This window comes from Clostridioides sp. ES-S-0123-01 (assembly GCF_020658415.1).
In the GTDB taxonomy this organism is placed as follows: domain Bacteria; phylum Bacillota; class Clostridia; order Peptostreptococcales; family Peptostreptococcaceae; genus Clostridioides.
Genome location: NZ_JACVWD010000005.1, coordinates 336,582 through 360,630 on the forward strand (window position 1 = coordinate 336,582; position 24,049 = coordinate 360,630).

Below are 24,049 nucleotides of genomic sequence, written 5' to 3' on the forward strand. Positions count from 1 at the left end.
CAAGGAAAGTAGATAATAAATTTGAATAAATTAGTTTAATTAGAAAACTAAATAAAACGAAGTAAATGTTAAAATTGAAAAAATATAAAAGAGGTAGTATTTAATGCTACCTCTTTTTATAATTAAACTATAAAATTATTGTCTGTTAACTAAAATAGCTATTTTAGCATCTGGATTATAACTTATTTGAACCATTTGATTTTTCTTAATATGTTCAAGGTCTTCACCACCATAAGCAATTTGTAATTTAACTGGTAGTTTACCTTGTTTTATAATAGCAACATACTCTTTTTTACCTTTTTTCTCTAAACTAATCAAATTGCCAACATAAGGTTTAAAGTTTTGATACTTTTTACTAGAATTTCTTATGTAGAAGAAAGCACCAACAGCAATAACTAAATTTATGCCAAGTGTAACCCAAGAATTGATTTTCAGCATAGCTCCAGCGATTATTATCACGAACATTAAAACGATAGGTAATATAGCCTTCTTAAGAAGTAATTTACCCATTATTTCATTAGCCTTTTTCTCAGGGCCACTCATAGTTTTTGATCTAGCAAATGATTGCGCGAATTTGTCTTTTAAGCCCATTTTATCCTCCTAATTTTAATAAATATTTAGTTATAATAACGAGAGATTACTTGAAACTAAAAATTTACTACATTTATATTATGTTTGACTTTTGTATAAATAATTACATTCAAGTAAAGCAAAATATACTAATTATTTTATCATAAAACTATAAAAAAGAAAATAAATGAAATAAAAATATTAGAGCAAAGAAATGATGTAAAATCGTATCAAAAGCAACATAAAAATTATTTATCTATTTTTTATCTTTATTTTTATCATACTCAGTTTTTTCAAAATCTTTCTCTTTTTCATATTCATGAAGTTTTAATTCAATCATACCTTCTATTTTTGCTCTATCATAATCACTTAGTTTTCTAAAATTTTTTAAAAGTTTTATTTCATTAGAACTGATGCTATTAAATGGATAGTTTGGTGAGGAATCGCAAATTAAATTTGATTCTTGTGATATATTATCTCCATTTAATAGCCAGTCTACAGAAACATTAAATATATCAGCTATGGATTTTAATATCTCATAATTTGGTTTTCTAATATTTCTTTCAAATTTACTCAAATTATCACAGTTTAACATTTCTTCTAATTCATATTGCTTAAGGTTCTTTGTTTTTCTTAAATAAACAATTCTTTCTCCTAAAGTATCCATAAACACTCTCCATTCAATTAATGTCAGAAAGACTTTTTAAAATATAGATAGTTGCAAATTTAAGGTCAAAATGACATAAAAAATATTGACTTAAGGTCAAAATGACTTTATAATTAATTTAATGATACGAAATTACATCCTAATTTTAGCACAAAGTAATCAAAAAATCTTATTTAGTATTAAATAAATTCATGTACTTAATATTTGTACATATTTAAAAAATATACTAAACAGAGGGAGGTGTATAAGTTTAATAATAAAAATAAATATAAATTATTTAGAAAGGGAACTTGATTAAATGGATACTCGAAAAAAATGGATACCTTTTTTGGGAATACAGGTCAAGCAAAGGCTTATTGAATTAAACATGACTCAAAGGGAATTAGCAAAAAAAGTCGGTGTTAATGAAAACTATTTGTCAGCTATTTTAAATGGCAGAAGGACAGGAAAAAAATATAAATCATCAATTTATCAATTGCTTAATATAGAATACTCAGAAGAAGATTAATATTAATAACTAATATATGAAGAAGGGACATATTCTTATGTGTAAATTAGATTCAGATGGAGTAATAGAGTGCTGTAGAGCAATTGATGATTTTATTACAGCTCTCAATGGTGTACGAAGTTTAAACATGGAAAAATTGGATATTTTAACTAAATATTCTACTTCATGCTCAATCCTTCTTAAAGAGGAAAATTACGAAGGATGTACAATTGTATATAAAAAGATGTTGGAAGAATTAAAGACGTAAGTAATATATTAATTAGAGATAGAAAGAATTACATAGTGATATAGAATATTTTTAAAAACATATAAAAAACATATAAACTAAAATATGGATATGTTAATTCAACTACAATAAATGTATTTGTAATTAAATCATAGTTTATTTGAGCAATTTAATATCCATATTTTAGTTGCCAATTTATCACAAAAAAAGAATCTCTACAAATGATGTAAATTCGTATCAAATTATGTATGTTTAAACTGGTTTATCGTTATCCTCAGTAGGAGAATGTTTTTCTAATTCTTTATATTCAGATATCTTAAACTCTAGCATTCCTTCTATTTTTATTTTATCACGTTCATTCAATTGCCTATAGAGGTTTAATACCATCATTTCATCATCAGTTACATGTAGATTATACAAATAATCTTCCTTATTTTCTTTAACACTATTATTGGAGTTTACTTTTTCTTTTCCATATAGAAGCCAGTCAGTGCTAACATCAAAATAATCAGCTATTGACATTAATATATCGCAATTAGGCTTTCTACCTCCAGTTTCAAACTTACCTAAGTTTTCAAATTTTAAAATGTCCATAAGTTTACGCTGGGTAAGTTTTCTGGAGTTTCTCAAATAAGCAATTCTTTTTCCTAAAGTATCCATGAAACACACTCCTTTCTTTTTATAAATAAAGTCCAAATGACATTAAAAATCGAGGTATATTCCTTTTGTTTTATAAAATTACTAAAATAAAGTCTAAATGACATTTTGCTTAAATTAATATACTCATACTATGATTTTAACATATTATAATTGAAAATATATGGTTTATTTTGATTTATAGATATCTTTTAATAGACAAAAGTAGATATTGAAAATAAAGTAGTTTCAATAATATATTTTATAGATTACTTTTAAAGTATATTTGGGTATGAAAATATAATTTTCTAATAATGAAGAATATATAAAAATTATATTAAGGATAGATATTAGAAAGAGAATAGTATTATACTGTAGTTTATATTAGTTAAAGATAAAGAATTTCAAATGTTTAAAATATAATATAGGCTTACAATATAATACTATTGGATTTGTTTATCTAGTTTTGTTTTCTTTATAGAATAACAATACTATGAATGCAAGTAAATTTACGCAAAAAACTGTTATATACATCTGTCTAAATCCTAAATTTAGAGTAGATTGTAGTGTATTTTCTATTTTTGTTTTATTGTTTTCTATAGAATTTATATAATCTAGTTTTGACTTATTAAAAGCTTTTGGTATTTCATCTTTTAATTCCTGTGTTTTTGCTAGAACTAATTGAAGCGATTTTTTCTGTTGTTCCATTGTGTCAAAACCTTTTTCCATGTCTTGTTTTTTATTTATGGAATCATTTAATTTTCTCTGAAGTTCTTTCTTTTGAGATTCCATGTTTTTAAGTTTTTTACTTAATTCTTTTCTTTGAGATTTAGTTTTTTGCAATTTGGTGTTTAACTCAGCTCTTGCTTTTTTTAGTTGTTGTATTTGAGAATTTAGAGCTTCTTTTTTTTCATTTAAATTTGGTTTATTCTCACTAGAATTGTTATTTTTATTTTCTGTAGAATCATTTTTATTACTGTTTGAGTCAGAATTACTAGTGTCATTTTGCTCTTGATTATTTGATGAATTTTCATTATCAGAAGGAGTAGTACCTTGTGGTATTGTAGGTATTTTATTATAAGCAAGTGTCATTTCATTTATAGCTTTATCTTGTTTTTTTATACCTTGTTCCATACCTTTTATGCCTTTATCAGTGCCAGCGATACCTTTTTTTATTCCAGCTATTCCTTGATTAATACCAGTTCTAGCTTTTATCATATTATCAATACCAGTTTGAATTCCTTTGATGCCACTGTTTAGTTTGTTTTCACCTTCTTCAATGCCATTTATTCCACTTTGAGTACCATCTATTCCTTTTTGGACATTTAATTCTATTTTCGTAATTACAGAAGGAACTTTTTCATCAAACATTGTTGTTGATATTTCTTTTGTGATGTTGGTAATATTGGTTGTATCTGCTGATTGAACTTTGTCTAGTAAGTATTTTGGGAGTTTGCCATCTGTCATATCCATGTTAATACTTGATGAATCGTTCATGTTTGGTATAGAAATATTTTTCAAATTCTTAGCCATTTCTGAGTCTGACTTTAAATCATCTATCATAGTTTCAAGTTCTTCAAGTTGAACTATTTTAGGTGTTGATGGCTTACCAACTATATCCATAATATTATCCTGTACAGATAATCCTGCATGTGCTATAAATCCAATCATTATTGCAGGTGAAATTGAAGTTCCAATTGAACGTATCAGAGACAGTGTTGCAAGTGCAGAATTAGATTCTTCTATTTTTGTATTTGAAAGCATCATGTAATTTAAAGGTGTTCCCATAGTAAATCCCATTCCTAATCCCATAAATATAAGACTTACACATACACTAAATACTGTATTGGTTTTTAGTGCAATTAAAATCAGATAAAGAGAGCCTATCATAGATACTGAAAATCCAAGTAACAGTATCTTTTTTGCGCCAAACTTATCAATAAGTTTTCCGCTCAAAGGAGCGGCAATACCTGCAAATAATCCTAATATAGCAACAAAATATCCACCAGAACCAGCATTTATTTTTAATGCATTTTCAGCATATTGTGGAACAAATACCATACCCATCATTCCAATACCAACAATTAAAGATAAAATGAGTACTATTAGTATTCTTGGATTCAAAAAATATTCGAAATTCAAAATAGGGTCTTTAGCTTTATTTTCAACAAATATAAAAATAGGTATAAGTATTATAAATGTCAATAAATAAGGATAAACTGATGTATCTTGTAGAGAATTTTTAAAATTAAAAAAGTCTATATTCATAAGACCATATAACAAAGATACTATTATACATATCAACATTAATGTTCCTAATTTATCAATTTTCTCTGTAGATGTAGACTTATTATTTTTAATACATAGTATTCCTCCAATAATTATAACCAAGCATATTGGAAGGTTAACAAAAAACAACCACTTCCAATTTTGAGTTCCAAATATACTTAGTATTGTACTACCTATACTTGAACCTAAAATATTTGCTATACCATAAGTTGCTCCAACTAAACCTAAAGCCATACCTCTTTTGTTTTCTGGGAAAGTGGTTCCAAATTCTGCTGTAGCAATTGGCATAATTCCGCCTCCACCAATAGCTTGTATAACACGGCCAATTAGTAAAATGTAAAAGTTGGAAAATAATGATGATAATCCACAGATTAATGAGCCACTACCAAATAGAAATATACTAACTAAATATACATATTTTCTTCCTATTTTGTCTGCCAATTTACCAGAAATAGGGATTACAGATGCATATGTTAGTGTATATATAGTAATCATCCAAATTCCTGTTTTTTCATTTACACCTAGGCTATTTTGTATAATTGTTCTTGCTGGTGATACTATTCCAGTATCAATAGCTCCCATAAATATACCTAAAAGATAAAGAGTGAGTACTAAAAATAACTTTGGATTATTATCTTTGCTTTGAATACTAGTATTAGAATTCAAGGTAAACACCACCTTAATGTATTAATTTTTCAATATATGGATTTAAATCTTCAAATTCTATATGAAGATAGGTTGAGTATGAAAAAAACATTTTGATTATGATATTACATACTAATTTATCATCATTAAAGAAATCTTCTTGTTGTAAAGCTTCATATACTTTATTTGAAAGTTGCTCATGAAAATCATTTTTATGTTTTTTCATTTCGATAAATCTTTCCATTCCAAAAGTATCTAAAAAATCGTCATATTGAATATTATGAACTTTGTTTATAAAATTTCTTATTTCTGTAAAGATAATATTTAGTTTTTCAATGTAATTATTACTATTTTTGTTAGAGTATTCAATTCGCCTTATCAATAAATCTCATTCTGATTTTGTAATATATTCTATTATTTCTTGTTTTGACTTGAAGTAATTATATACTGTACCTGCACTTATACCACACCTTTGGGCTATTTTTCTTATGCTAATATTTGAGTAATCTTCTTCCAAAATCATATCTCGAGACACTTTTAGTATATCTTCTTTTACGTTTTCTAAAATCTTAGGCATATGACCACCTCTTTCATTAAAATTATTATGAACACTGTTTATTATAAACCTTTAAAATTTATTAATCAATATGCAAGCTATAATGTATAATATTAATATATAGATATGGCGCAAAATAGATGCCTTATTATATAAGTATTTAATCTAATTAGATTTATATTTTTTATATTTAAGCAGGAATATGTACTAAAATTATGTAATATTAGATTTTTCTTTTTAATAAGTTAATAATATTATTATATGATAAGGAGAATAAAATAATGGAAAAGAAGTATGTAATGGCACTAGACCAAGGGACAACTAGTTCAAGAGCTATATTATTTAATAAAAAAGGCGAAATAGTAAAAATTGCGCAAAAGGAATTTAAACAGATTTATCCAAAAGCTGGCTGGGTAGAACATGACCCTATGGAAATATGGGGTTCACAAAGTGGGGTAATGAGAGAGGTAATAGAAACAGCAGGTATAAGACCAGAAGAAATTGCTTCAATAGGTATAACTAATCAAAGAGAGACGACCATTGTTTGGAGTAGGTATACTGGGAAACCGATTTATAACGCGATAGTATGGCAATGTAGAAGAACATCAGAAATCTGTGATGTACTCAAAAGTAAAGGATTAGAGGAAGCAATAAAGGAAAAAACTGGTCTTTTGATAGATGCATATTTTTCAGCAACAAAGATAAAGTGGATACTAGATAATGTAGAAGGTGCTAGAGAAAAAGCAGAACAAGGCGAATTGTTATTTGGTACTATCGATACATGGTTAATATGGAACTTAACACGTGGGAAAGTACATATAACAGATTATTCAAATGCATCTAGAACAATGATGTACAATATAAATAACTTAGAATGGGATAAAGATATATTACGAGAATTAGATATACCAATAAGTATGTTGCCAGTAGTAAAACCTTCTAGCTATGTCTATGGGCATACAGATGAGCGTATGTTATCAGGGGCTAAAATACCTATTGCTGGATGTGCAGGAGACCAGCAAGCAGCCTTATTTGGTCAACATTGTATTGAAGAAGGTACTGCAAAGAATACTTATGGAACAGGTTGCTTCTTACTTATGAACACGGGTAGCAATATAGTTAAATCTAAACATGGTTTGCTTACAACGATTGCTTGGGGTGTTGATGGAAAAGTAACTTATGCATTAGAAGGAAGTATATTTATTGGTGGAGCATCTATCCAATGGCTTAGAGATGAACTTAAAATGATTGAATCTGCAAGCGACAGTGAATTTTATGCAAATAGAGTAGAAGATACTAATGGTGTGTATGTAGTACCTGCATTTACAGGTCTTGGTGCTCCATATTGGGATATGTATGCTAGAGGTTCAATATTGGGTCTTACAAGAGGTGCAAAAAAAGAGCATATAATTAGAGCGACATTGGAATCAATTGCATACCAAACAAAGGATGTATTAGAAGCAATGCAACATGATTCAAAATTAAAATTAAAGTCATTAAAGGTTGATGGAGGAGCCAGTAATAATAATTTCTTAATGCAATTCCAGTCAGATATACTAAATGTAGATATAGATAGGCCTAAAATAGTAGAAACTACAGCTTTGGGAGCTGCTTATTTAGCAGGATTGTGTGTAGGATTCTATATTGGAAGAAATGAAATTACATCAAAATGGTCAGTCGAAAAAGAGTTTAATCCAAATATGAGTGAAGAGAAGAGACGTCGATTATATAAAGGTTGGAAGAAAGCTGTATCAAGAGCTTTAAGTTGGGAAAAAGAAGATGAGTCAGAAATTTAAAGGTTAGATGTGTTTAAACTTAAAAGTAGGGCTTTGTAAAGCTCTACTTTTTTATTTTTACTTTTTTATTCTCAAATTTATATTTCTGCATAGTTGTAACCAAATAGTATAATCTATTTTTCATTTTCGTATAAAAACATTGGTATAGAATTATAAATATGCTGGTCTCCAACAACCAAAAGAATATCTCCCTCTAAAAATTCAATATATGGACCAGGAGAGATTATAAGTTCCTCACCTCTTTTGATTGCAACAATTGTAGCGCCTGTATTTTGCCAAAACTTAGTTTGTGCAGCTGTTTGGCCAATGTACTTACAATTAGAATTTATTGTGAACTGAACGGGCACTAAGGGGTTTATTATTTCTAGTCTATTAGAATAATCTATAATTTTATTTATAGTATCTAAGATTTCATTTTCTAGATTTGATTTAGTATCTATTAAATTGTAAAGTGTTGATTTATATGATGATATATTTGTAATGTCTCTATATTTTTTTATAAAAGAAGAAGCTTTGTCTGGTGATAGTACAATAACACCTTTACCTTTTATGCTTTTAACAACGCCAATATCTTCTAAAATTTTAACAGCTCTTCTTATAGTTTCTGGTGATACATTGTATTTACCAGCCAAAACAGAGCGTCCAAACAATACTGAATCTTCCTGTATTTCACCTGTATATATTTTATTTGCAATATCCAAAGCTATCTTTTGGTATATCGGCATAGTATAGTTTTTTTCCATTGTTTTTCCTCCAATATAAAATTTATGTTAAAAAATATATAATCTTAATAATACTATTGTATAATTTATAAATTTATATGTCTACATTATGTACAAATATTGTCGTCTTTTTAAAATAATATTTTAACATGCATTTAGTATACATATTTAAATTTTTCCATTCAAAGTATGAAATGAAGTATTTAAGGGAATGTAAAGACATTCTATGGACAAAAATAGATAATTATATAGATGAAATAAACAAATGAATGAAAAAAAACACTTCTGTCTTGCATACAAAGTTATTAAAATTGAAAAATGCTTTAAAAATGAAAGTTAAAAGCTATAATTCATCTATAAATAATTAATTATTAACTAAAAAATGGGAAAAATGTTTTTGAAAAAGAAGTACAAATGAATGTCGATTTAAATTAATTGCAAAAAAATTCCTTAAATGGTAAAATTATATTAATTAAATGTATTAAAATAGTTGAAAAAATAGATTGCATACAAGTAATAAAATATTTCATGCAATATATATAATAAACAAAATTTAAAAATTAAAACTACTTATTCTATCAAAATGTTAGCAAGGGGGGTCATAAATTGTATAAAGTAGATTTAAATAGCGATTTAGGAGAAAGTTTTGGAACATATAAGATTGGTTTAGATGAAGAAGTCTTAAAATATATTTCATCAGCTAATATAGCCTGTGGATTTCATGCAGGAGATCCTAGCCATATGGATAAAACAGTAAAACTCGCTAAAGAAAATGGAGTTAAAATAGGAGCACATCCAGGGTTTTTAGATTTAATAGGATTTGGAAGACGTGAGATGAAAATAACAAAACAAGAAGCTAAAGATTATACAAAGTATCAATTAGGAGCATTAATGGCATTTGCAACTTCAAATGAATGTAATATACAGCATGTAAAGCCACATGGAGCTTTATATAATATGGCTGCAAAAGATAAAAATTTAGCCATGGCGATTTGTGAAGCTATATATGAAGTTAATAAAGATATTACATTGTTAGGGCTATATAATAGTGAAATGATAAATTCAGCTAAAGAGGTTGGACTTAAGTTTGCAAATGAAGTATTTGCAGATAGAGCCTATGATAGCAACGGATTTTTGGTTCCAAGAAATGTAGAGGGAGCCGTTATACATGATACAAAAACTGCAATAGATAGAGTTGTTAAGATGGTAAAAGAAGGAACAGTGGAAACTATAACTGGCGAAATTATACATATTAAAGCGGACTCTATATGTGTGCATGGAGACAATCCAAAAGCAATAGAGTTTGTTAAAGAAATAAGAAAACGTTTTGAATTAGAAAGTATAGAGGTTTGTCCATTAGAAAATATGGAAGTTTGTTCATCAGAGGACACATTGTAAGACTGATAATATGAGGGGGAAATAAAATATGAGTACAAAAAATATTACAGATAACGAAAAAGGTAAAAAAGACGTTGGGGCACTTATAGGGGCCGCATTTATAATGGCAACATCAGCAATTGGGCCAGGATTTTTAACTCAGACAGCACAGTTTACTCAAGATTTTGGGCCAAGTTTTTCATTTGTAGTACTAATTACAACTATCCTTTTTATAGGAGCTCAAGTGAATGTATGGAGAGTAATTGGTGTATCAGGTCTTAGAGGTCAAGATATAGCAAATAAAATAGTACCTGGCTTAGGTTACCTAGTAGCCTTTTTAGTAGGCCTTGGTGGATTAGCTTTTAATATAGGAAATGTTGGTGGAGCTGCACTTGGTATGAATGTAATGTTTAATATGAATATGACATTAGGAACTGTATTAAGTGGATTAATAGCAATATTTGTATTTATGTCAAAAAATTCAAATTCTTTAGTAGATAAGATAACTAAGTTTTTAGCATTAGGTATGATAATTATAGTTGGATATGTAGCAATATCAAATCATCCTCCTGTTGGAGAAGCAGTTTATAGAATGGTAAAACCAGAAAATCCAAAGACACTGATATTTCCAATAATAACTCTACTTGGAGGAAGTGTTGGAGGATATATAACATTTGCTGGAGGGCATAGATTAATAGATGGTGGAATAACAGGTGAAGAAAATATAAAAGAAATAACTAAATCATCTCTTTTAGGGATATTAGTTGCAACTATGATGAGGGTACTTTTATTTTTAGCAATATTAGCAGTGGTTTCAAAAGGGATTCAACTTGACCCAGAAAATCCAGCAGCTTCAGCTTTCAAATTTAGTGCAGGAGCGATAGGATATAAATTTTTTGGGCTTGTATTATGGTCTGCTGCAATTACATCAGTTATAGGAGCTGCTTATACATCAGTTTCTTTCTTAAAGACGCTAAATCCTTTCATAGCAAAAAATGAAAAGTATTTTATAATAGCATTTATAGCTATATCAACACTTATAATGGCATTTATAGGAAAGCCAGCAACTTTATTAATTTTAGCAGGAGCTTTAAATGGTTTAATACTTCCAATAACTTTAGGAATAATGCTTATAGCATCTAAGAGAAAAGATATTGTTGGTGATTATAAACATCCTACATGGCTTTTGATATTTGGATTAATAGTAGTTTTAATATCTGCTTATGCAGGGATAACTTCTCTTAGTAGCCTGAGTACTTTATTTGCTTAATTTAAAAGAGGTGACATTTATGGAAACTAGATACTTGCTATCAGGAGACAAAGCAGTAGTTGCTGAATTTGGAAATGAAATATCGGAAGATATAAATAAAAAAGTAATTTCGTTTATGAGAGCGATAGAAATATCAAATCTCAAAGGTATTGTTACAGAAATGGTGCCAACATATAGGTCACTTATGATAAGCTACAATCCCTTGAAAATAGATTTTGATAGTTTAATTGAGAGCTTAAAAAAAATAGAAAATAATTTAGAAAGTATAGAGCTGCCAAAACCTAAAATACATGAAATTCCAGTATGTTACGATAAGGTATTTGGTATAGATATTGAAACTGTTGCAAGCTACAATAATCTGACTGTAGATGAAGTCATAAATATACACACAGGCAGAGAGTATTTAATATATATGTTGGGATTTACTCCTGGATTTCCATATTTAGGTGGAATGGATGAAAGAATAGCTACACCTAGATTAGAAGTACCAAGAACTAAAATTTATGGTGGAAGTGTGGGAATAGCTGGTTCTCAGACAGGTGTATATCCTATAGATAGCCCTGGTGGATGGCAAATAATTGGTAGAACACCTTTAAAACTATATGACGAAAATAGAGAAGAACAAATTTTACTTCGAGCTGGAGATTTTATAAAGTTTGTTCCAATAACTTTAGATGAATTTATAGAAATTGAAAAAAATAATTTAAGTGTTTAAAAATAGTGATAATACAGGGAGTGGTATATATGGGATTTAAAGTAGAATTAGGAGGTTTCCAAACATTAATACAAGACAGAGGTAGAGTTGGATATGGACAATATGGTGTATCTGGGTGTGGAGCAATGGACGAATATGCACATAGAGTGGGAAATATATTAGTTGGAAACTCTGAAGATGAAGCTTCTTTGGAGGTTCTAATGTTAGGTCCTACAATTACCTTTGATGAATATACACAAATAGCAGTAACTGGTGGAGATTTAGGAGCTAGAATAAATGGAAAAGAGATTCAAAATTGGAGGTCATATCAAATAAATCCTGGTGACATATTATCATTTAGAGGTGTAAACTCAGGGGCTAGGGCATATGTATCAATAGCTGGTGGAATAGATGTTCCACTTGCAATGGGAAGTAAATCAACTTATACAAGAGCTAAGATTGGTGGATTTGAAGGTAGAGCACTTAAAAAAGGTGATTATATAAATACTTTTGCTCAAGAAAAAGATTTTACAATAAACAAAAAATTAAATTCAAAATACATTCCAAATTATAGTTCAGAAATAGTACTAAGAATTGTAAAAGGACCTCAATTTGATGCTTTTTCTAAAGAGGAAGTAGAAAAATTTCTATTAAATGAATATAAAGTTACAAATGAAATAGATAGAATGGGTTGTAGATTAGAAGGAGATAGTATAAAGCATATTAATGGAGCAGATATTATATCTGATGGTATTTCTTATGGAGCTATACAAGTACCTGGACACGGGAAACCTATCATAATGTTATCAGATAGACAAACTAGTGGTGGTTATACTAAAATAGGAAATGTTATAAGTGTAGATTTGTGTAAGTTAGCACAAGCAAAGCCAAATGATGTAGTAAAGTTTGAGTTTGTAGATATATATGAAGCTCATAGATTATTGAAAGAACAAGAAGATAAGATTCAAGATATATATAAAAGTATGAAAAATATAAGAGTTGTTAAAGCCAAAGTATTAAACGATATAGCGGTTTAATTTAAATTTAATTAATATTAATTTTTGTTACAATTTAAAGTACAATTTAGAAATAGCTATTTACTATTTGCCATTATTAAAATGGTTTGAATTAGTCAAATAGCTATTTTTATTTGAGTAAATACATTAATTTTAAAAGAGCTTACGTTTTGGTTTTATGTATTAAAACATTTTACATATTAAACAATTGTATTGTAGATATTTACTTGGACTTTATTGGCCAAATGGGAGGTGATATAACACCATATCCACGAGCTGGTTTATCTTTACTTGGATTAATAATTTTATGAGGAGTATTAGCTTTTATAAATGTTGAATCCCCAGGATTTAATCTTACTATATTTTCACCTATACAAATATCAACTATACCACTTGTCAATACAACTACTTCTTCTGATGCATGAGAGATATAGTCTTTAGTATCTTCACTTTCTGGTTTAAGTTCAAATTCTAAAAATAAGATTGAAGGTGCAAAATCAGCTGTTGGCATTGGAGATACTATCTCATAAAACATTTCACTTTTTGGAAACTTCATCATAACTCTATCTTCTTTTCTGATGACTAAATCATCCGTGTTATTATCATCCATAAACATATATAAAGGAGTATCTAAAACTTCAGCGATTTTTCTTAATGAAGACAGGGATGGTTCAATAGCATCTCTTTCGATTTGAGATATATAACTTATAGATAAGTCTGTCAATTTGGAAACATCACTTAGTGTTTTTTTCTTGTTTTTTCTTATATTTCTCATCTTTTCCCCTAGCATAAGAACCTCCAAATAATAAAATTTATACAAAATATTCGATTAAAACAAAGTAATTATAGCATAACATAGAAGTAGTAGCAAGAAAGATGAATGGAAGATTTTAAGAATTAGCAATTAGTGAGGTGCAAATAAAATCTTATAAAAATAAATTGTTGATAAATTAATATAATGCAGAAAAATTTAATATAGGATTATTAATTTTAAAGGTATTATTGTAGGATATTTTAGAAAAAATTAAATTTTCAGTAAATTATATTGACAGATACATTGAAGTAATAATATAATTTGAAGTATAAAAATAAAGAAATTAAATTATTACTTCAAAAAATGAGGAGGTTAACATGAAAATAACAGATATTAAATTTGAAAAATTAAGAATCAAATTAAGAAAGCCTGTTGTAGTTTCGTTTGGAACAATTGAATATGGAGAGAGCATAATCTTAAAAATTGAGACTGATGAAGGTTACTGTGGATTTGGAGAAGCTGCTCCTCTTGCAGCAGTTACAGGTGAAGTTTTAGATACTGTAATTTCTATATTAATCATGTTTAAAAAGGAACTTATAGGTAAAGACCCATTAGATATTGAAACTATACATACAATTATGGATGGAATCATAATAGGTAATACTTCTGCCAAAGCAGCAATTGATATAGCTTTGTATGACCTTAAAGGTAAAATTATGAATGTACCTCTTTATAAAGTTCTTGGAGGATATGATAACAAAATTCAAACAGATGTAACTATAGGTATAGATAAACCAGAGAAAATGGCAGAAGAAGCACTGGGAAGAGTTAGAGAAGGTTTTAGAATATTGAAACTTAAAGCTGGAATAAGACCTGAAGAAGATATTGAAGCTGTAAAATTAATTAGAGAAGCTGTTGGAGATAATATAAGAATTAGAATAGATGCAAATCAAGGCTGGAATGTAAATAGTAGCATAAATACTATCAAAAAACTAGAAGAATTTGGCGTTGATGCGATTGAACAAGCACTTCCACATTGGGATTTAGATGGAACTGCTTACATAAGAAATAAGAGTAATACTAAGATTATGATAGATGAGTCATTACATTCACCAATAGATGCAATTAAAGCTATAAAGAAAAATGCAGTTGATACATTTAATATCAAGTTAATGAAATCTGGTGGAATTTACCCTGCAATAAAAATCAATAATATAGCTGAAGCAAGTGGGGTTAATTGTATGTTAGGATGTATGCTTGAGACAAGGATTGGTATAACAGCAGCAGCAAATTTAATAGCATCTAAGAAGAATATAACAGAAGCTGACCTTGATAGTTTTATGTTTTGTGAAGAGTTAGAAAGTATATCTGGAGGATTTGAAATGGATGGAGATATTATGAATCTTATCGACAAACCAGGTTTAGGAATAGAAGTAAACTTATGATGAAATTAGGGGGTTAAATATGAATACACTTTTTTCAAGTACAGGTAGTATACTTGCAATAATGACAGCTATGGTTGCATTTGGATTTTACTTACAAAAATATAAAGTAACTAAGAGTTTAGGACCAGCACTTACAATAATCATAATGGGAATAATACTTTCAAATTTAAAGGTAGTTCCAGTAAGTACAGAATTGTATGGAACTATTTCTACATATGCTATACCAGTTTCTATGACTATAATGTTGATGAGTGTTGATTTAAAAGAAATGACAAAGCTATCAAGAGAGCCTTTAATAGCAATTTTTGTGGCAGTATTGACAGTAAGTATAATGGCGTTTTTATTTGGATTGGTATTTGCAGGTGAAATATCAGAAGGATGGAAAGTTGCAGGGATGTTTGTAGGTACATATACTGGAGGAAGTGCTAATCTTACAGCTATTGGAACAGGTCTTAATGTAAGTAGACAAACTCTAGCAGCAGCGAATGCAGCTGATTATGTAATTGGAGTTCCAACATTAATATTTATGTTTGCACTTCCAGCAATATTAAAAAATTCTAAGAAGTTTCAAAAGTTTTGGCCATATCATTTAGAAGAATCAGAGTTAGAAGATTGCCAGAATGAAGAATTTATGGAATCAAAAGAGTGGAGCATAAAAGATATCGCTTGGATGCTGGCTATAGGCTTTGTTGTTACAGAGGTTGCAACAATTCTTTCAGGATATTTTAGTTCAAGCTTTAGCAGTGCAGCAAGAATTCTTTTAGTTACAACAATTTCAATTATAATTGCTCAATTAAAACCAGTAAAAAAATTAAAGGGGAATTTAGATTTAGGATTGTTTGTTGCATTATTCTTTTTATGTACAATAGGATTTTCAGTAGATATAAAAGAATTTTTAGGTTCAACTTTTACTATAACATTTTATTGCTTTAGCATAATCTTTGCTTCATTTGTCTTCCATCTATTTGTAACTAGAATGTTAAAGATAAAGTATCAATATGTAATACTTTCTATAGTTGGAGCAATTGCTGATGGTCCAACGTCAGCTTTAGTAGCCGCTTCAGCAAAATGGAATTCGCTTGTAAGTGTAGCTGTAGTGATGGGGGTAATTGGTGGAGTATTAGGAAATTATGCAGGTATATCGGTGGCATATGCAATAAAAATGGTTCTTGGTCTCTAGGAGGTGAATTTTATTGAAAAAGTTTAAGTTATATATATCTGGTTTGTATAGTGGTAATGTAGTATTTGATGAAACATTACTTATTGAAAAATTAAATCCTTTTACAAATGAAATAGAAGAAATAAAACCTATGAATAAAGATGAAGGAATATATTATTTAAATCTTACAAAAATAGATTTAAACTTCTTATTTGAAAACTTTAATGTTTATAGTAATAGCTTAATAAACACAGATAAAAGTATGGTTGTAAATGAGTTAGGAGAAACATATTCTAAGTTTAATGACTATATCTGGGTTCAAAGAAATAAAAAATTTCCTTTAGATGTAATTGTTTTGGATAATAAAATAGTTGGTTTTATATGCTTGTCCAGGGAAACTTGTACTATACTAATTATGGATGAATATGAGGATTATACGATATTAAAAGAGTGGAAGAAAACACATAAAAATGAAGCGATATATCCTATAAAATTTGATGGAAATTATATGATTGATATGAAAGATGGAATAAAACTTTCTACAGATGTATATCTTCCTAAGTTTAAAGACTCTACTAAAAAAGTACCTACAATTCTTATGAGAACTCCATATGGAAAAGAAAATGACAAAGAAATATACTATAAGTATGTACAAAGGGGATATGCTGTTGTCATACAAGATGTCAGGGGAAGAAATGAATCAGAAGGTAAGTGGGAGCCTATGATTTATGAAAGAGAAGATGGAGATAGTACTATAAATTGGATAGTAGCACAAGACTGGTCAAATGAAGTTGTTGGAATGATGGGAGCCTCATATCTTGGTTATGTTCAATGGGCAGCTGCATCTTCAGGAAACAAACATCTAAAAGCTTTAATTAGTATAGTTACAGCAGGTAGTCCTTTTATTGACATACCAAGAAAAGGTGGAGCTTTTGTATCTGGAATGCTTGCATGGGCATTTATGGTATCAAGAAATAAAGTTGATAGAAGTAAAATGCTAAGAGATGACTGGGATGATGTTTTAAATATAAGACCGATACAAAATATACCTATTGAAGCACTTGGATATAGAATAGAATTTTTAGAAGAGTGGATAAAAAGAGTAGAAAAGGATGAATATTGGGATAGGATGGATTGGCATCTAAAAAAAGATAAAATAAATGTGCCTGCATTAGTCATATCTGGATGGTATGATGATAATGGGATGGGTACTACAGAAGCTTTGGATGTAATAAAAAATTATGAAAGAGGAAAGAGAAAGGCTATATTAGGTCCATGGATGCATAATTCAAACACGATAAGGGATATAAATGATATTCCTTTTGGAGATAATTCATTGAGGTATGATGTAGACTATAACTATCTATTATGGTTTGATAAATACTTAAAAGGAGTAGAAAATGATATAGATAAGACTGCTCCAATAGAGTATTATTCAGTAGGTTCGAATGAATGGAAGATGGCAGATAATTGGCCAATAGCAAATAAAATAGATAAAAGTATCTATTTAATAAGTGGTGGAAATGCTAATACATCTTTAGGAGATGGAAAACTATCTTTTGAAGAATGTTCAAAAGAAAATTATGATAGTTACATATATAATCCAAAAGACCCTTCAATACAGTTGATTGATATGTCAGAAAATGAAGTGGGAGTTCCAAATAATTATAAAGATTTGGAGAAAAGAAGTGATATGTTGTGCTACACATCAGATGCTTTTAGTGAAGAATTTACTATAACAGGTGATATAAAGTTGGAATTTTTTGCATCAAGTTCGGCAAAAGATACTGATTGGGTTATAAAAATTATGGATGTGGATTTAGATGGAAACTCAATTAAATTAGCTGATGGTATACTAAGTGCTAGATTCAGAAATAGTTTTTACAAGTCAGAATTTATGGAAGAAGGAGAAATTTATAAGTTTACAATAACAACTTCAAAAATATCAAATACATTTAAAACTGGGCATAGAATTAGGTTAGATATAACATCTAGTGCGAAAAACTTTATATTCCAAAATAGTAACACTGAAGATAGTTATAATAGTATTGAGTATATAAAAGCAAAAAATACAATTTATCATGGAGGAAAATATCCATCTAGGTTGATATTGCCAATAGAAAACAATTAAATTGATGAATTAAATAATAAGGAGATGTAGTATTAATCAATACTATATCTCCTTATAGGTTAAAGTAATTATATTTGCTTATTAAATTTAAAACAATTATTTTGTAGCAGCAACAACGCTCATTTCAACTAATAAGTGTTCTCTAGCAAGTCTAGCTTCAACACAAGCTCTAGCAGGTTCAAATCCTTTTTCAACCCAAGCATCCCATACAGAGTTCATAGCTTCAAAGTCCTTCATATCTCTTAAATAAATGGTAACAGATAGTAAATGTTGTTTGTCTGAACCATATTTGTTTAATAAATCTTCTATTTTATTTAAAACTTCAGTAGTTTGCTCAACTACTCCTCCTTCAGCATGAGTTTGTCCACATAAATAAACTGTATTGTTGTGAACTACAGCTCTACTCATTCTTCCAGTTCCTTCATATCTTTTTATTTCCATATTTTAAATACCTCCATAATTAAAAAATCCACTAAAAATCTAAATAATAAATTAAAAAAAGTCTATACTATATAAAATTATAGTATATATTTGGCGAATAATCTATAAAAAGATATAACTTTTTACTTATAATTATTATTGTTATTAATTGAAAAGATTTATTAGTTACTTGACATAATTTATACTTTTAATTATAGTATAAATTGGAATATTTAGATAATTATTATTTAATTTAGAAATTTTAGTTTTTTAAGTAGTTTTTAAATATAGGTTTATGTATTTGTATAGAAAAGAGGTAAATATGAGTAGTACAATCAAATCAAATCGAATAAAAGGTATAATGTTTATAATAGCATCAGCTCTTGGTTTTGCAATGATGTCTGCATTTGTAAAACTGGCAGGCGATTTACCAAGTTTTCAAAAAGTATTTTTTAGAAACTTGGTATCGGCTATAATAGCGTTTTGGCTAATCATAAAACATAAAGGAAGTTTAACAGGTAAAAAAGAAAATATGAAGGTTCTTTTATATAGGTCAATTTTTGGAACTTTAGGGGTTATATTTAACTATTATGCAATTGATAAGTTGATGCTTTCAGATGCTAATATGCTAAATAAAATGAGTCCTTTTCTTGTAGTTATATTTTGTGCAATTATTCTAAAAGAAAAAATAAACATAAAACAGATAGGGGCAATTATAATTGCATTTATAGGAGCTTTATTTATAATAAAACCAACATTTAGTGTTGAAGTAATTCCATATCTAGGAGGAGTTGCAGGAGCTGTATTTGCAGCAATGGCATATACTTGTTTAAGAATTCTTGGAGATAGAGAAGATTATTATACAATTGTGTTTTTCTTTTCAGTTTTTTCATTAGTTACTGTAGGACCAATAGCTTTTGCAGTGTATGAACCAATGACTCTTATGCAACTTGTATATTTATTACTAGGTGGAGTATTTGCAAGTTTAGGTCAATTTGGTATAACTTTAGCATATAAGTATGCGCCAGCCAAAGAAATTTCTATATTTGACTATAGTAATATAATATTTTCAGCAATCTTGAGTATATTCTTGTTTAATGTTTATCCAGATATGCTAAGTGTTGTAGGATATGTAATAGTCTTTTCAGCAGCATTTTATATGTTTTTATACAATAAAAAATTAGACAAGCTAGAAAAAGAAATTGACAAGCAAAATAAATAAAAATAGTATTAAAATTTACATTAAAAATAAATAATATGATTCTAAAAAAGAATAGCATATTAAGTTAAAACAGCAGTTAAAAGTAAAAAACTATAACTGCTGTTTCTTTTATCAAAAATATCCAAATATATTTAAAAATAGAATATAATAAAGTAGTAGAATAATATAAAGGGGATAATTTAAAGTATGGAAAAAGTAAAAGTTGCTGTGGTTGGAGCAGGTAATAGAGGTACATATGCATATGCTCCATATATTTATGAAAATTCTGATACATGTGAGATAGTTGCTGTAGCAGAGCCAAAAAAAGGAAGACGTGAATTATTTGCACAGAAGTATAACTTAAATAGCAAAAATGTATTTGAAAGTCTAGAAGAATTCTTTAAACAGGATAAAATGGCAGATGCAGTCATAATAGCTACAAATGATGATAGACATTATGATGTAGCAAGTTTAGCTCTTCAAAAAGGTTATCATATATTATTGGAAAAACCAATGTCTAATAGTTTAGATGGATTAGTACATATAAATGACCTATGTGAGAAGTATAAAGATAAGATTTTTATGATTTGTCATGTACTTAGATATTCTCCATTTTACAATAAATTAAGAGAAATTGTAGAAAGTAAAAAATTAGGAGAATTAGTTAGTATACAATATAATGAGAATATAGGCTATTGGCATTTTGCTCATAGTTTTACTAGAGGGAATTGGAGAAATAGTAATGAGACAAGCCCTTTGATTTTGGCGAAGAGTTGTCATGATATGGATATTCTATTATATTTGGTAGGTAGTAGATGTAAAAAAATCTCTGCATTTGGAAGTTTAAAGCATCTTAATAATGAAAATGCTGGGGGAGAAATGGCACAGAATTGCCTTCAATGTTTGGTAGAAAAGAAATGTCCATATTCTGCAAAACAAATTTACCTAGAAAATGACAGAAATATAAATAGAGCTGTGCATATAAATCCTACAAAAGAGAATCTTTTAAAGATACTTGAGACAAGTCCATATGGAAGATGTGTTTACAGATGTGATAATAATGTTGTAGATAACATGGTAAATATATTACAATTTGAAAATGGAGTAACTGCTACTTTTAATTTATGTGCATTTACTAAAGAAAATGGAAGAACTATAAAGATGATGTTTAGTCATGGAGAAGTTGGTGGAGATTTAAATAAAAATGAGATAAGAATTAAAGAATTTGGAAAAAATGAAGAAGTAGTTATAAATCCATCAAATAAGAAAGATATGGTAGAAGAATATGATAGAAATCTCATAACTGAATTTATTAAATTAGTTTTAAATAAAGACTTAGAAAAAGGAAGAGCAGCAGCAAAAGATGCTATAGAAAGTCATGTAATGGCGTTTGCAGCAGAGTATTCAAGATTGAGTGATGAAGTGGTGCATATAGATAAATTTTTTGATGATGCTATAAAGATGACTAAAGAAATAGAAGAAACTATATTTTAAATATAAAAGATTACACAAATAAAGATAGATTAGATAATAGGGATATATAAATCGTCTATTAAGTAATCTATCTTTTTATTAAGATTTTTTCTTATCTTTATCAAAAAAATCCATGCATTCAGATAAGAGATAAGAAAGTAAGGCAAATAAAATTTCTGTACTTAAAGGAATCATTATTGAATCCATAAATGTATCAATTATGTTCATAGCTAAAAAAGTCAGTATAAAATCAATTATAAATTCGCAGAATTTATAAATTGAATACGGCAATTTGTTTACATATCTAAATATATCTAAAATGGTAGTGCATAGAAAATCAATTGGGGTAGTTATACAAAAATATATTAAAAAGAAAATTAGTACAGACCCAAGAGATTTATATTCAAAACCTAAGAATGATAAGAAGCCAATTCCTATAACAGTGAAAATACAAAAAGTTATACCAAAAAAAACAGCAAAAAATAAAAATACAGAAATAAATTCGCCTAAAGGAATCCTTCTTTTATTACTTATCTTAATCAACTCCTTATGTATAACATGAAATTTATATAAATAACAACATTCTTAAAAATTCATAATAATCTTCTGTTTCAAATAGTATTGTTTGAGAATCTATTTTTTTCATATTTGGGTAAAAAGAAGCTTTAAAAGCCTTGTAATGTTCTCTAAACTTTATTTCAATTTTAAATTTGTTTGGTAATTTTATTAAGTGTCTAGATAAATTTCCAGATAAAGATTCTTGAACACCTTCTTCTATTTTTTTTAGTGCAAGATTTGGGTGGATTGAAATTGAGCCATTTCCAATTCCCTTTGAAACAGGAACAGTGATTATATTTGGGTTTAGTTTTTTTGCACTTTCACAAAGCATTTCATCTCCACTTAAAAATGCTACAGGAACATTATAGTATGCAGCAGCATAAGCATTTATAGTAAATTCAGATGCTATTTCATCATTTATTTTAAAATAGTCATAGTCAATATCCATAGTATGAGAAAGTGGATTCCCATTACAAGTAGCTCCAGAATGATAGCCAGTAAATACACATGCATCAAAACTTTTATCAATACCAGCCATCATAACTAGTGGGTCTTTAGTCCATCCTCTAAGGATTTTGACATTTTCAGGTAAAATATCTGGATTAATATTTCTACCACTATCATGTGCATCTTTAACAAGTATTTCATGCATACCAGACTGAGTAGCTCCATTACATGCAGCTGCTATTTCTTTGCTCATTTGTGTTCTATAGTGTTGTGAAAATTCACATTCAAGCTTTGTTTCATCCCAATTTACAATGCCACAAGTACCTTCTATATCGGCACTTAAATATAACTTCATAATATAAGCCCCCTTAAATTTATTATTAATGATAATAACAGATAACAGTAAACATACAATTAATAAGAGGTAGAAAAATATTATTTCTCATTATTAATTATTATTAAATCTGTAACTGAAAAATAACTGATATTAGAAATATAACACTAACTAGTATCTATTATCCTATTATTGCTATATACAATATTTATATAAAATTGTAACACAGAAGTAGCTACATTTACTAGTTTAACATACTTAAAACATTGATAGATATTATTTTTAAGTTTGTTTAATGGTTGTAGTGTTTTAAGATTAGGAGAAAGAGTGGAATTATAGAATTATTCTATAGAATTAGTAAAAAAGAAGATGTTTAAGGGGCTATAAATAGCTATCCATCCAAATAAATTTGCTGTTTGTAGACTAAATATTGTCATGAGTATTCTCCTTTATAATTATTTATATTAAGTATACAAGATAATTTGCCAATATGAAAGTGGATAAAATCAATTATATAATTCAAGAAAATGAAATACAACGAATATTTTATAGAATTAAAATATAATAAGGTAGAGTATTAAATTAGAATTTTTTAATTTAATACTCTACCTTTAATTTAATACTCTATCTAAAATAAATTAAAATTCAAATTCATTTTCCCAATCAAATTCCCCTGATTTTTCTACACATTTAGGCCAATGACTACACCATTCAGGGACTGAGGGATTTTCAACTCTATCAATACTTGGAGTATATGGTTTTAAGTCGATAACAGGGCTATTATCATTAGCATCGATATATGGAATTCTTATTATACCATGCTCATGGTCGATGCTAATAATTTGTACAGTAGTTAATGCTATTGGGTTAGGTCTAATAGGTGACCTTGTCGCAAATATTCCCATAACATCAGGTGCTTTTTTATAAGGCTTTGGAGTTTCTAAGATACTTCTTGCTTCAACATCATCAAATCCATCAAACCACCAGATTACATTTAAATGACTAAATTCATCAAGTGCTTTTAATGCAGGTATATACTTTTTATCCAATTTGATAGAAATTTCTTCACCTTGAACACGTATTTTTCCTATAGGGTTTACTAAAATTTGTTTCATAATATTACCTCCAATTATTTGGTTTGTTATTTGTAATTTT

24 protein-coding genes are annotated in these 24,049 nt (G+C 28.2%); 12 read left to right on the top strand and 12 right to left on the bottom strand.

All coding sequences use genetic code 11. The features are described from left to right. Nucleotides 1–135: 135 nt before the first annotated feature. Both IC175_RS13970 and IC175_RS13975 read right to left on the bottom strand, forming a co-directional pair. On the bottom strand, nucleotides 136–591 hold the full coding sequence (locus IC175_RS13970) for a hypothetical protein (protein WP_227434279.1): 456 nt from the start codon (nucleotides 589–591) through the stop codon (nucleotides 136–138). A gap of 235 nt (nucleotides 592–826) precedes the next feature. Further along, nucleotides 827–1,237, bottom strand: coding sequence for a helix-turn-helix domain-containing protein (locus IC175_RS13975; protein ID WP_227434280.1), 411 nt, complete (start codon nucleotides 1,235–1,237; stop codon nucleotides 827–829). Nucleotides 1,238–1,535: 298 nt separating this feature from the next. Here IC175_RS13975 and IC175_RS13980 point away from each other — a divergent pair, with 298 nt between their 5' ends. Both IC175_RS13980 and IC175_RS13985 read left to right on the top strand, forming a co-directional pair. Next, nucleotides 1,536–1,745 (top strand): helix-turn-helix transcriptional regulator, encoded by a 210-nt coding sequence (locus IC175_RS13980; RefSeq protein ID WP_227434281.1) that lies wholly within the window; start codon nucleotides 1,536–1,538, stop codon nucleotides 1,743–1,745. A 37-nt stretch (nucleotides 1,746–1,782) separates the two neighbouring features. Next, nucleotides 1,783–1,992, top strand: coding sequence for a hypothetical protein (locus IC175_RS13985; protein ID WP_227434282.1), 210 nt, complete (start codon nucleotides 1,783–1,785; stop codon nucleotides 1,990–1,992). Between the two features lie 231 nt (nucleotides 1,993–2,223). On the opposite strand, the gene IC175_RS13990 is transcribed toward IC175_RS13985, so the two are convergent. The 4 genes from IC175_RS13990 to IC175_RS14005 form a co-directional block, all read right to left on the bottom strand. Next, a complete protein-coding gene (locus tag IC175_RS13990; RefSeq protein WP_227434283.1) occupies nucleotides 2,224–2,631 on the bottom strand; it encodes a helix-turn-helix domain-containing protein in 408 nt (135 codons plus the stop codon). Nucleotides 2,632–3,063: 432 nt separating this feature from the next. Next, entirely contained in the window at nucleotides 3,064–5,571 is a 2,508-nt protein-coding gene (locus IC175_RS13995) for an MFS transporter (protein WP_227851640.1), read from the bottom strand. 4 nt (nucleotides 5,572–5,575) lie between these two features. Then, nucleotides 5,576–5,923: a hypothetical protein gene (locus IC175_RS14000; protein ID WP_227851641.1), complete on the bottom strand. Its 348-nt coding sequence runs from the start codon at nucleotides 5,921–5,923 to the stop codon at nucleotides 5,576–5,578. Between the two features lie 6 nt (nucleotides 5,924–5,929). After that, on the bottom strand, nucleotides 5,930–6,118 hold the full coding sequence (locus IC175_RS14005) for a helix-turn-helix domain-containing protein (protein WP_227851642.1): 189 nt from the start codon (nucleotides 6,116–6,118) through the stop codon (nucleotides 5,930–5,932). A 260-nt stretch (nucleotides 6,119–6,378) separates the two neighbouring features. Between IC175_RS14005 and glpK the strand changes: the two genes are divergently transcribed. Beyond that, nucleotides 6,379–7,893, top strand: a complete 1,515-nt coding sequence (gene glpK / locus IC175_RS14010; RefSeq protein WP_227823690.1) for a glycerol kinase GlpK — start codon at nucleotides 6,379–6,381, stop codon at nucleotides 7,891–7,893. A gap of 113 nt (nucleotides 7,894–8,006) precedes the next feature. Here glpK and IC175_RS14015 read toward each other — a convergent pair whose 3' ends face one another. Next, nucleotides 8,007–8,636: a TrkA C-terminal domain-containing protein gene (locus tag IC175_RS14015; protein ID WP_227434287.1), complete on the bottom strand. Its 630-nt coding sequence runs from the start codon at nucleotides 8,634–8,636 to the stop codon at nucleotides 8,007–8,009. Nucleotides 8,637–9,221: 585 nt separating this feature from the next. Here IC175_RS14015 and IC175_RS14020 point away from each other — a divergent pair. The 4 genes from IC175_RS14020 to IC175_RS14035 are packed head-to-tail and all read left to right on the top strand — an operon-like array spanning nucleotide 9,222 to nucleotide 12,993. Continuing rightward, on the top strand, nucleotides 9,222–10,013 hold the full coding sequence (locus IC175_RS14020) for a LamB/YcsF family protein (RefSeq protein WP_227434288.1): 792 nt from the start codon (nucleotides 9,222–9,224) through the stop codon (nucleotides 10,011–10,013). 28 nt (nucleotides 10,014–10,041) lie between these two features. Beyond that, nucleotides 10,042–11,262: an NRAMP family divalent metal transporter gene (locus IC175_RS14025; RefSeq protein ID WP_227434289.1), complete on the top strand. Its 1,221-nt coding sequence runs from the start codon at nucleotides 10,042–10,044 to the stop codon at nucleotides 11,260–11,262. Nucleotides 11,263–11,281: 19 nt separating this feature from the next. Further along, nucleotides 11,282–11,977: a 5-oxoprolinase subunit PxpB gene (gene pxpB / locus IC175_RS14030; RefSeq protein ID WP_227831190.1), complete on the top strand. Its 696-nt coding sequence runs from the start codon at nucleotides 11,282–11,284 to the stop codon at nucleotides 11,975–11,977. A 29-nt stretch (nucleotides 11,978–12,006) separates the two neighbouring features. Further along, a complete protein-coding gene (locus IC175_RS14035) occupies nucleotides 12,007–12,993 on the top strand; it encodes a biotin-dependent carboxyltransferase family protein (protein ID WP_227831189.1) in 987 nt (328 codons plus the stop codon). A 202-nt stretch (nucleotides 12,994–13,195) separates the two neighbouring features. On the opposite strand, the gene IC175_RS14040 is transcribed toward IC175_RS14035, so the two are convergent. Beyond that, nucleotides 13,196–13,762 (bottom strand): helix-turn-helix domain-containing protein, encoded by a 567-nt coding sequence (locus tag IC175_RS14040; protein ID WP_227434292.1) that lies wholly within the window; start codon nucleotides 13,760–13,762, stop codon nucleotides 13,196–13,198. 341 nt (nucleotides 13,763–14,103) lie between these two features. On the opposite strand from IC175_RS14040, the gene IC175_RS14045 reads away from it, so the two are divergent. From IC175_RS14045 to IC175_RS14055, 3 genes are read left to right on the top strand one after another with little or no spacing between them, the layout of a single operon-like run. Continuing rightward, the gene (locus IC175_RS14045; protein WP_227434293.1) at nucleotides 14,104–15,171 is read left to right on the top strand and encodes a mandelate racemase/muconate lactonizing enzyme family protein; all 1,068 of its coding nucleotides are present in this window, start codon (nucleotides 14,104–14,106) and stop codon (nucleotides 15,169–15,171) included. 19 nt (nucleotides 15,172–15,190) lie between these two features. Next, complete coding sequence (locus IC175_RS14050; RefSeq protein ID WP_227434294.1) at nucleotides 15,191–16,351, top strand: DUF819 domain-containing protein; 1,161 nt, start codon at nucleotides 15,191–15,193, stop codon at nucleotides 16,349–16,351. Nucleotides 16,352–16,364: 13 nt separating this feature from the next. Then, entirely contained in the window at nucleotides 16,365–18,461 is a 2,097-nt protein-coding gene (locus IC175_RS14055) for a CocE/NonD family hydrolase (RefSeq protein ID WP_227851643.1), read from the top strand. Between the two features lie 96 nt (nucleotides 18,462–18,557). Here the strand turns inward: IC175_RS14055 and IC175_RS14060 are convergent, their stop codons facing one another. Further along, nucleotides 18,558–18,902: a RidA family protein gene (locus tag IC175_RS14060; protein WP_227434296.1), complete on the bottom strand. Its 345-nt coding sequence runs from the start codon at nucleotides 18,900–18,902 to the stop codon at nucleotides 18,558–18,560. A gap of 301 nt (nucleotides 18,903–19,203) precedes the next feature. Between IC175_RS14060 and IC175_RS14065 the strand changes: the two genes are divergently transcribed. Further along, nucleotides 19,204–20,103, top strand: a complete 900-nt coding sequence (locus IC175_RS14065; RefSeq protein WP_227482274.1) for a DMT family transporter — start codon at nucleotides 19,204–19,206, stop codon at nucleotides 20,101–20,103. A gap of 186 nt (nucleotides 20,104–20,289) precedes the next feature. Beyond that, nucleotides 20,290–21,576, top strand: a complete 1,287-nt coding sequence (locus IC175_RS14070) for a Gfo/Idh/MocA family protein (RefSeq protein ID WP_227482275.1) — start codon at nucleotides 20,290–20,292, stop codon at nucleotides 21,574–21,576. A 78-nt stretch (nucleotides 21,577–21,654) separates the two neighbouring features. On the opposite strand, the gene IC175_RS14075 is transcribed toward IC175_RS14070, so the two are convergent. From IC175_RS14075 to IC175_RS14085, 3 genes are all read right to left on the bottom strand, one after another. Further along, nucleotides 21,655–22,098, bottom strand: a complete 444-nt coding sequence (locus IC175_RS14075) for a regulatory YrvL family protein (RefSeq protein WP_227434299.1) — start codon at nucleotides 22,096–22,098, stop codon at nucleotides 21,655–21,657. Nucleotides 22,099–22,120: 22 nt separating this feature from the next. Next, nucleotides 22,121–22,915 carry a M55 family metallopeptidase gene (locus IC175_RS14080; protein ID WP_227851644.1) on the bottom strand — a complete coding sequence of 265 codons (795 nt, stop codon included), beginning with the start codon at nucleotides 22,913–22,915 and terminating at the stop codon, nucleotides 22,121–22,123. A 617-nt stretch (nucleotides 22,916–23,532) separates the two neighbouring features. Further along, complete coding sequence (locus IC175_RS14085; protein WP_227482276.1) at nucleotides 23,533–24,009, bottom strand: SAM-dependent methyltransferase; 477 nt, start codon at nucleotides 24,007–24,009, stop codon at nucleotides 23,533–23,535. Nucleotides 24,010–24,049: the final 40 nt, after the last annotated feature.

Bases quoted from the DNA above. Each gene is read 5' to 3' on its own strand.
- IC175_RS13970 (WP_227434279.1), bottom strand. From the start codon at position 591: ATGGGCTTAAAAGACAAATTCGCGCAATCATTTGCTAGATCAAAAACT.
- IC175_RS13975 (WP_227434280.1), bottom strand. From the start codon at position 1,237: ATGGATACTTTAGGAGAAAGAATTGTTTATTTAAGAAAAACAAAGAAC.
- IC175_RS13980 (WP_227434281.1), top strand. From the start codon at position 1,536: ATGGATACTCGAAAAAAATGGATACCTTTTTTGGGAATACAGGTCAAG.
- IC175_RS13985 (WP_227434282.1), top strand. From the start codon at position 1,783: ATGTGTAAATTAGATTCAGATGGAGTAATAGAGTGCTGTAGAGCAATT.
- IC175_RS13990 (WP_227434283.1), bottom strand. From the start codon at position 2,631: ATGGATACTTTAGGAAAAAGAATTGCTTATTTGAGAAACTCCAGAAAA.
- IC175_RS14005 (WP_227851642.1), bottom strand. From the start codon at position 6,118: ATGCCTAAGATTTTAGAAAACGTAAAAGAAGATATACTAAAAGTGTCT.
- glpK (WP_227823690.1), top strand. From the start codon at position 6,379: ATGGAAAAGAAGTATGTAATGGCACTAGACCAAGGGACAACTAGTTCA.
- IC175_RS14015 (WP_227434287.1), bottom strand. From the start codon at position 8,636: ATGGAAAAAAACTATACTATGCCGATATACCAAAAGATAGCTTTGGAT.
- IC175_RS14025 (WP_227434289.1), top strand. From the start codon at position 10,042: ATGAGTACAAAAAATATTACAGATAACGAAAAAGGTAAAAAAGACGTT.
- pxpB (WP_227831190.1), top strand. From the start codon at position 11,282: ATGGAAACTAGATACTTGCTATCAGGAGACAAAGCAGTAGTTGCTGAA.
- IC175_RS14035 (WP_227831189.1), top strand. From the start codon at position 12,007: ATGGGATTTAAAGTAGAATTAGGAGGTTTCCAAACATTAATACAAGAC.
- IC175_RS14040 (WP_227434292.1), bottom strand. From the start codon at position 13,762: ATGCTAGGGGAAAAGATGAGAAATATAAGAAAAAACAAGAAAAAAACA.
- IC175_RS14045 (WP_227434293.1), top strand. From the start codon at position 14,104: ATGAAAATAACAGATATTAAATTTGAAAAATTAAGAATCAAATTAAGA.
- IC175_RS14050 (WP_227434294.1), top strand. From the start codon at position 15,191: ATGAATACACTTTTTTCAAGTACAGGTAGTATACTTGCAATAATGACA.
- IC175_RS14060 (WP_227434296.1), bottom strand. From the start codon at position 18,902: ATGGAAATAAAAAGATATGAAGGAACTGGAAGAATGAGTAGAGCTGTA.
- IC175_RS14065 (WP_227482274.1), top strand. From the start codon at position 19,204: ATGAGTAGTACAATCAAATCAAATCGAATAAAAGGTATAATGTTTATA.
- IC175_RS14070 (WP_227482275.1), top strand. From the start codon at position 20,290: ATGGAAAAAGTAAAAGTTGCTGTGGTTGGAGCAGGTAATAGAGGTACA.
- IC175_RS14080 (WP_227851644.1), bottom strand. From the start codon at position 22,915: ATGAAGTTATATTTAAGTGCCGATATAGAAGGTACTTGTGGCATTGTA.
- IC175_RS14085 (WP_227482276.1), bottom strand. From the start codon at position 24,009: ATGAAACAAATTTTAGTAAACCCTATAGGAAAAATACGTGTTCAAGGT.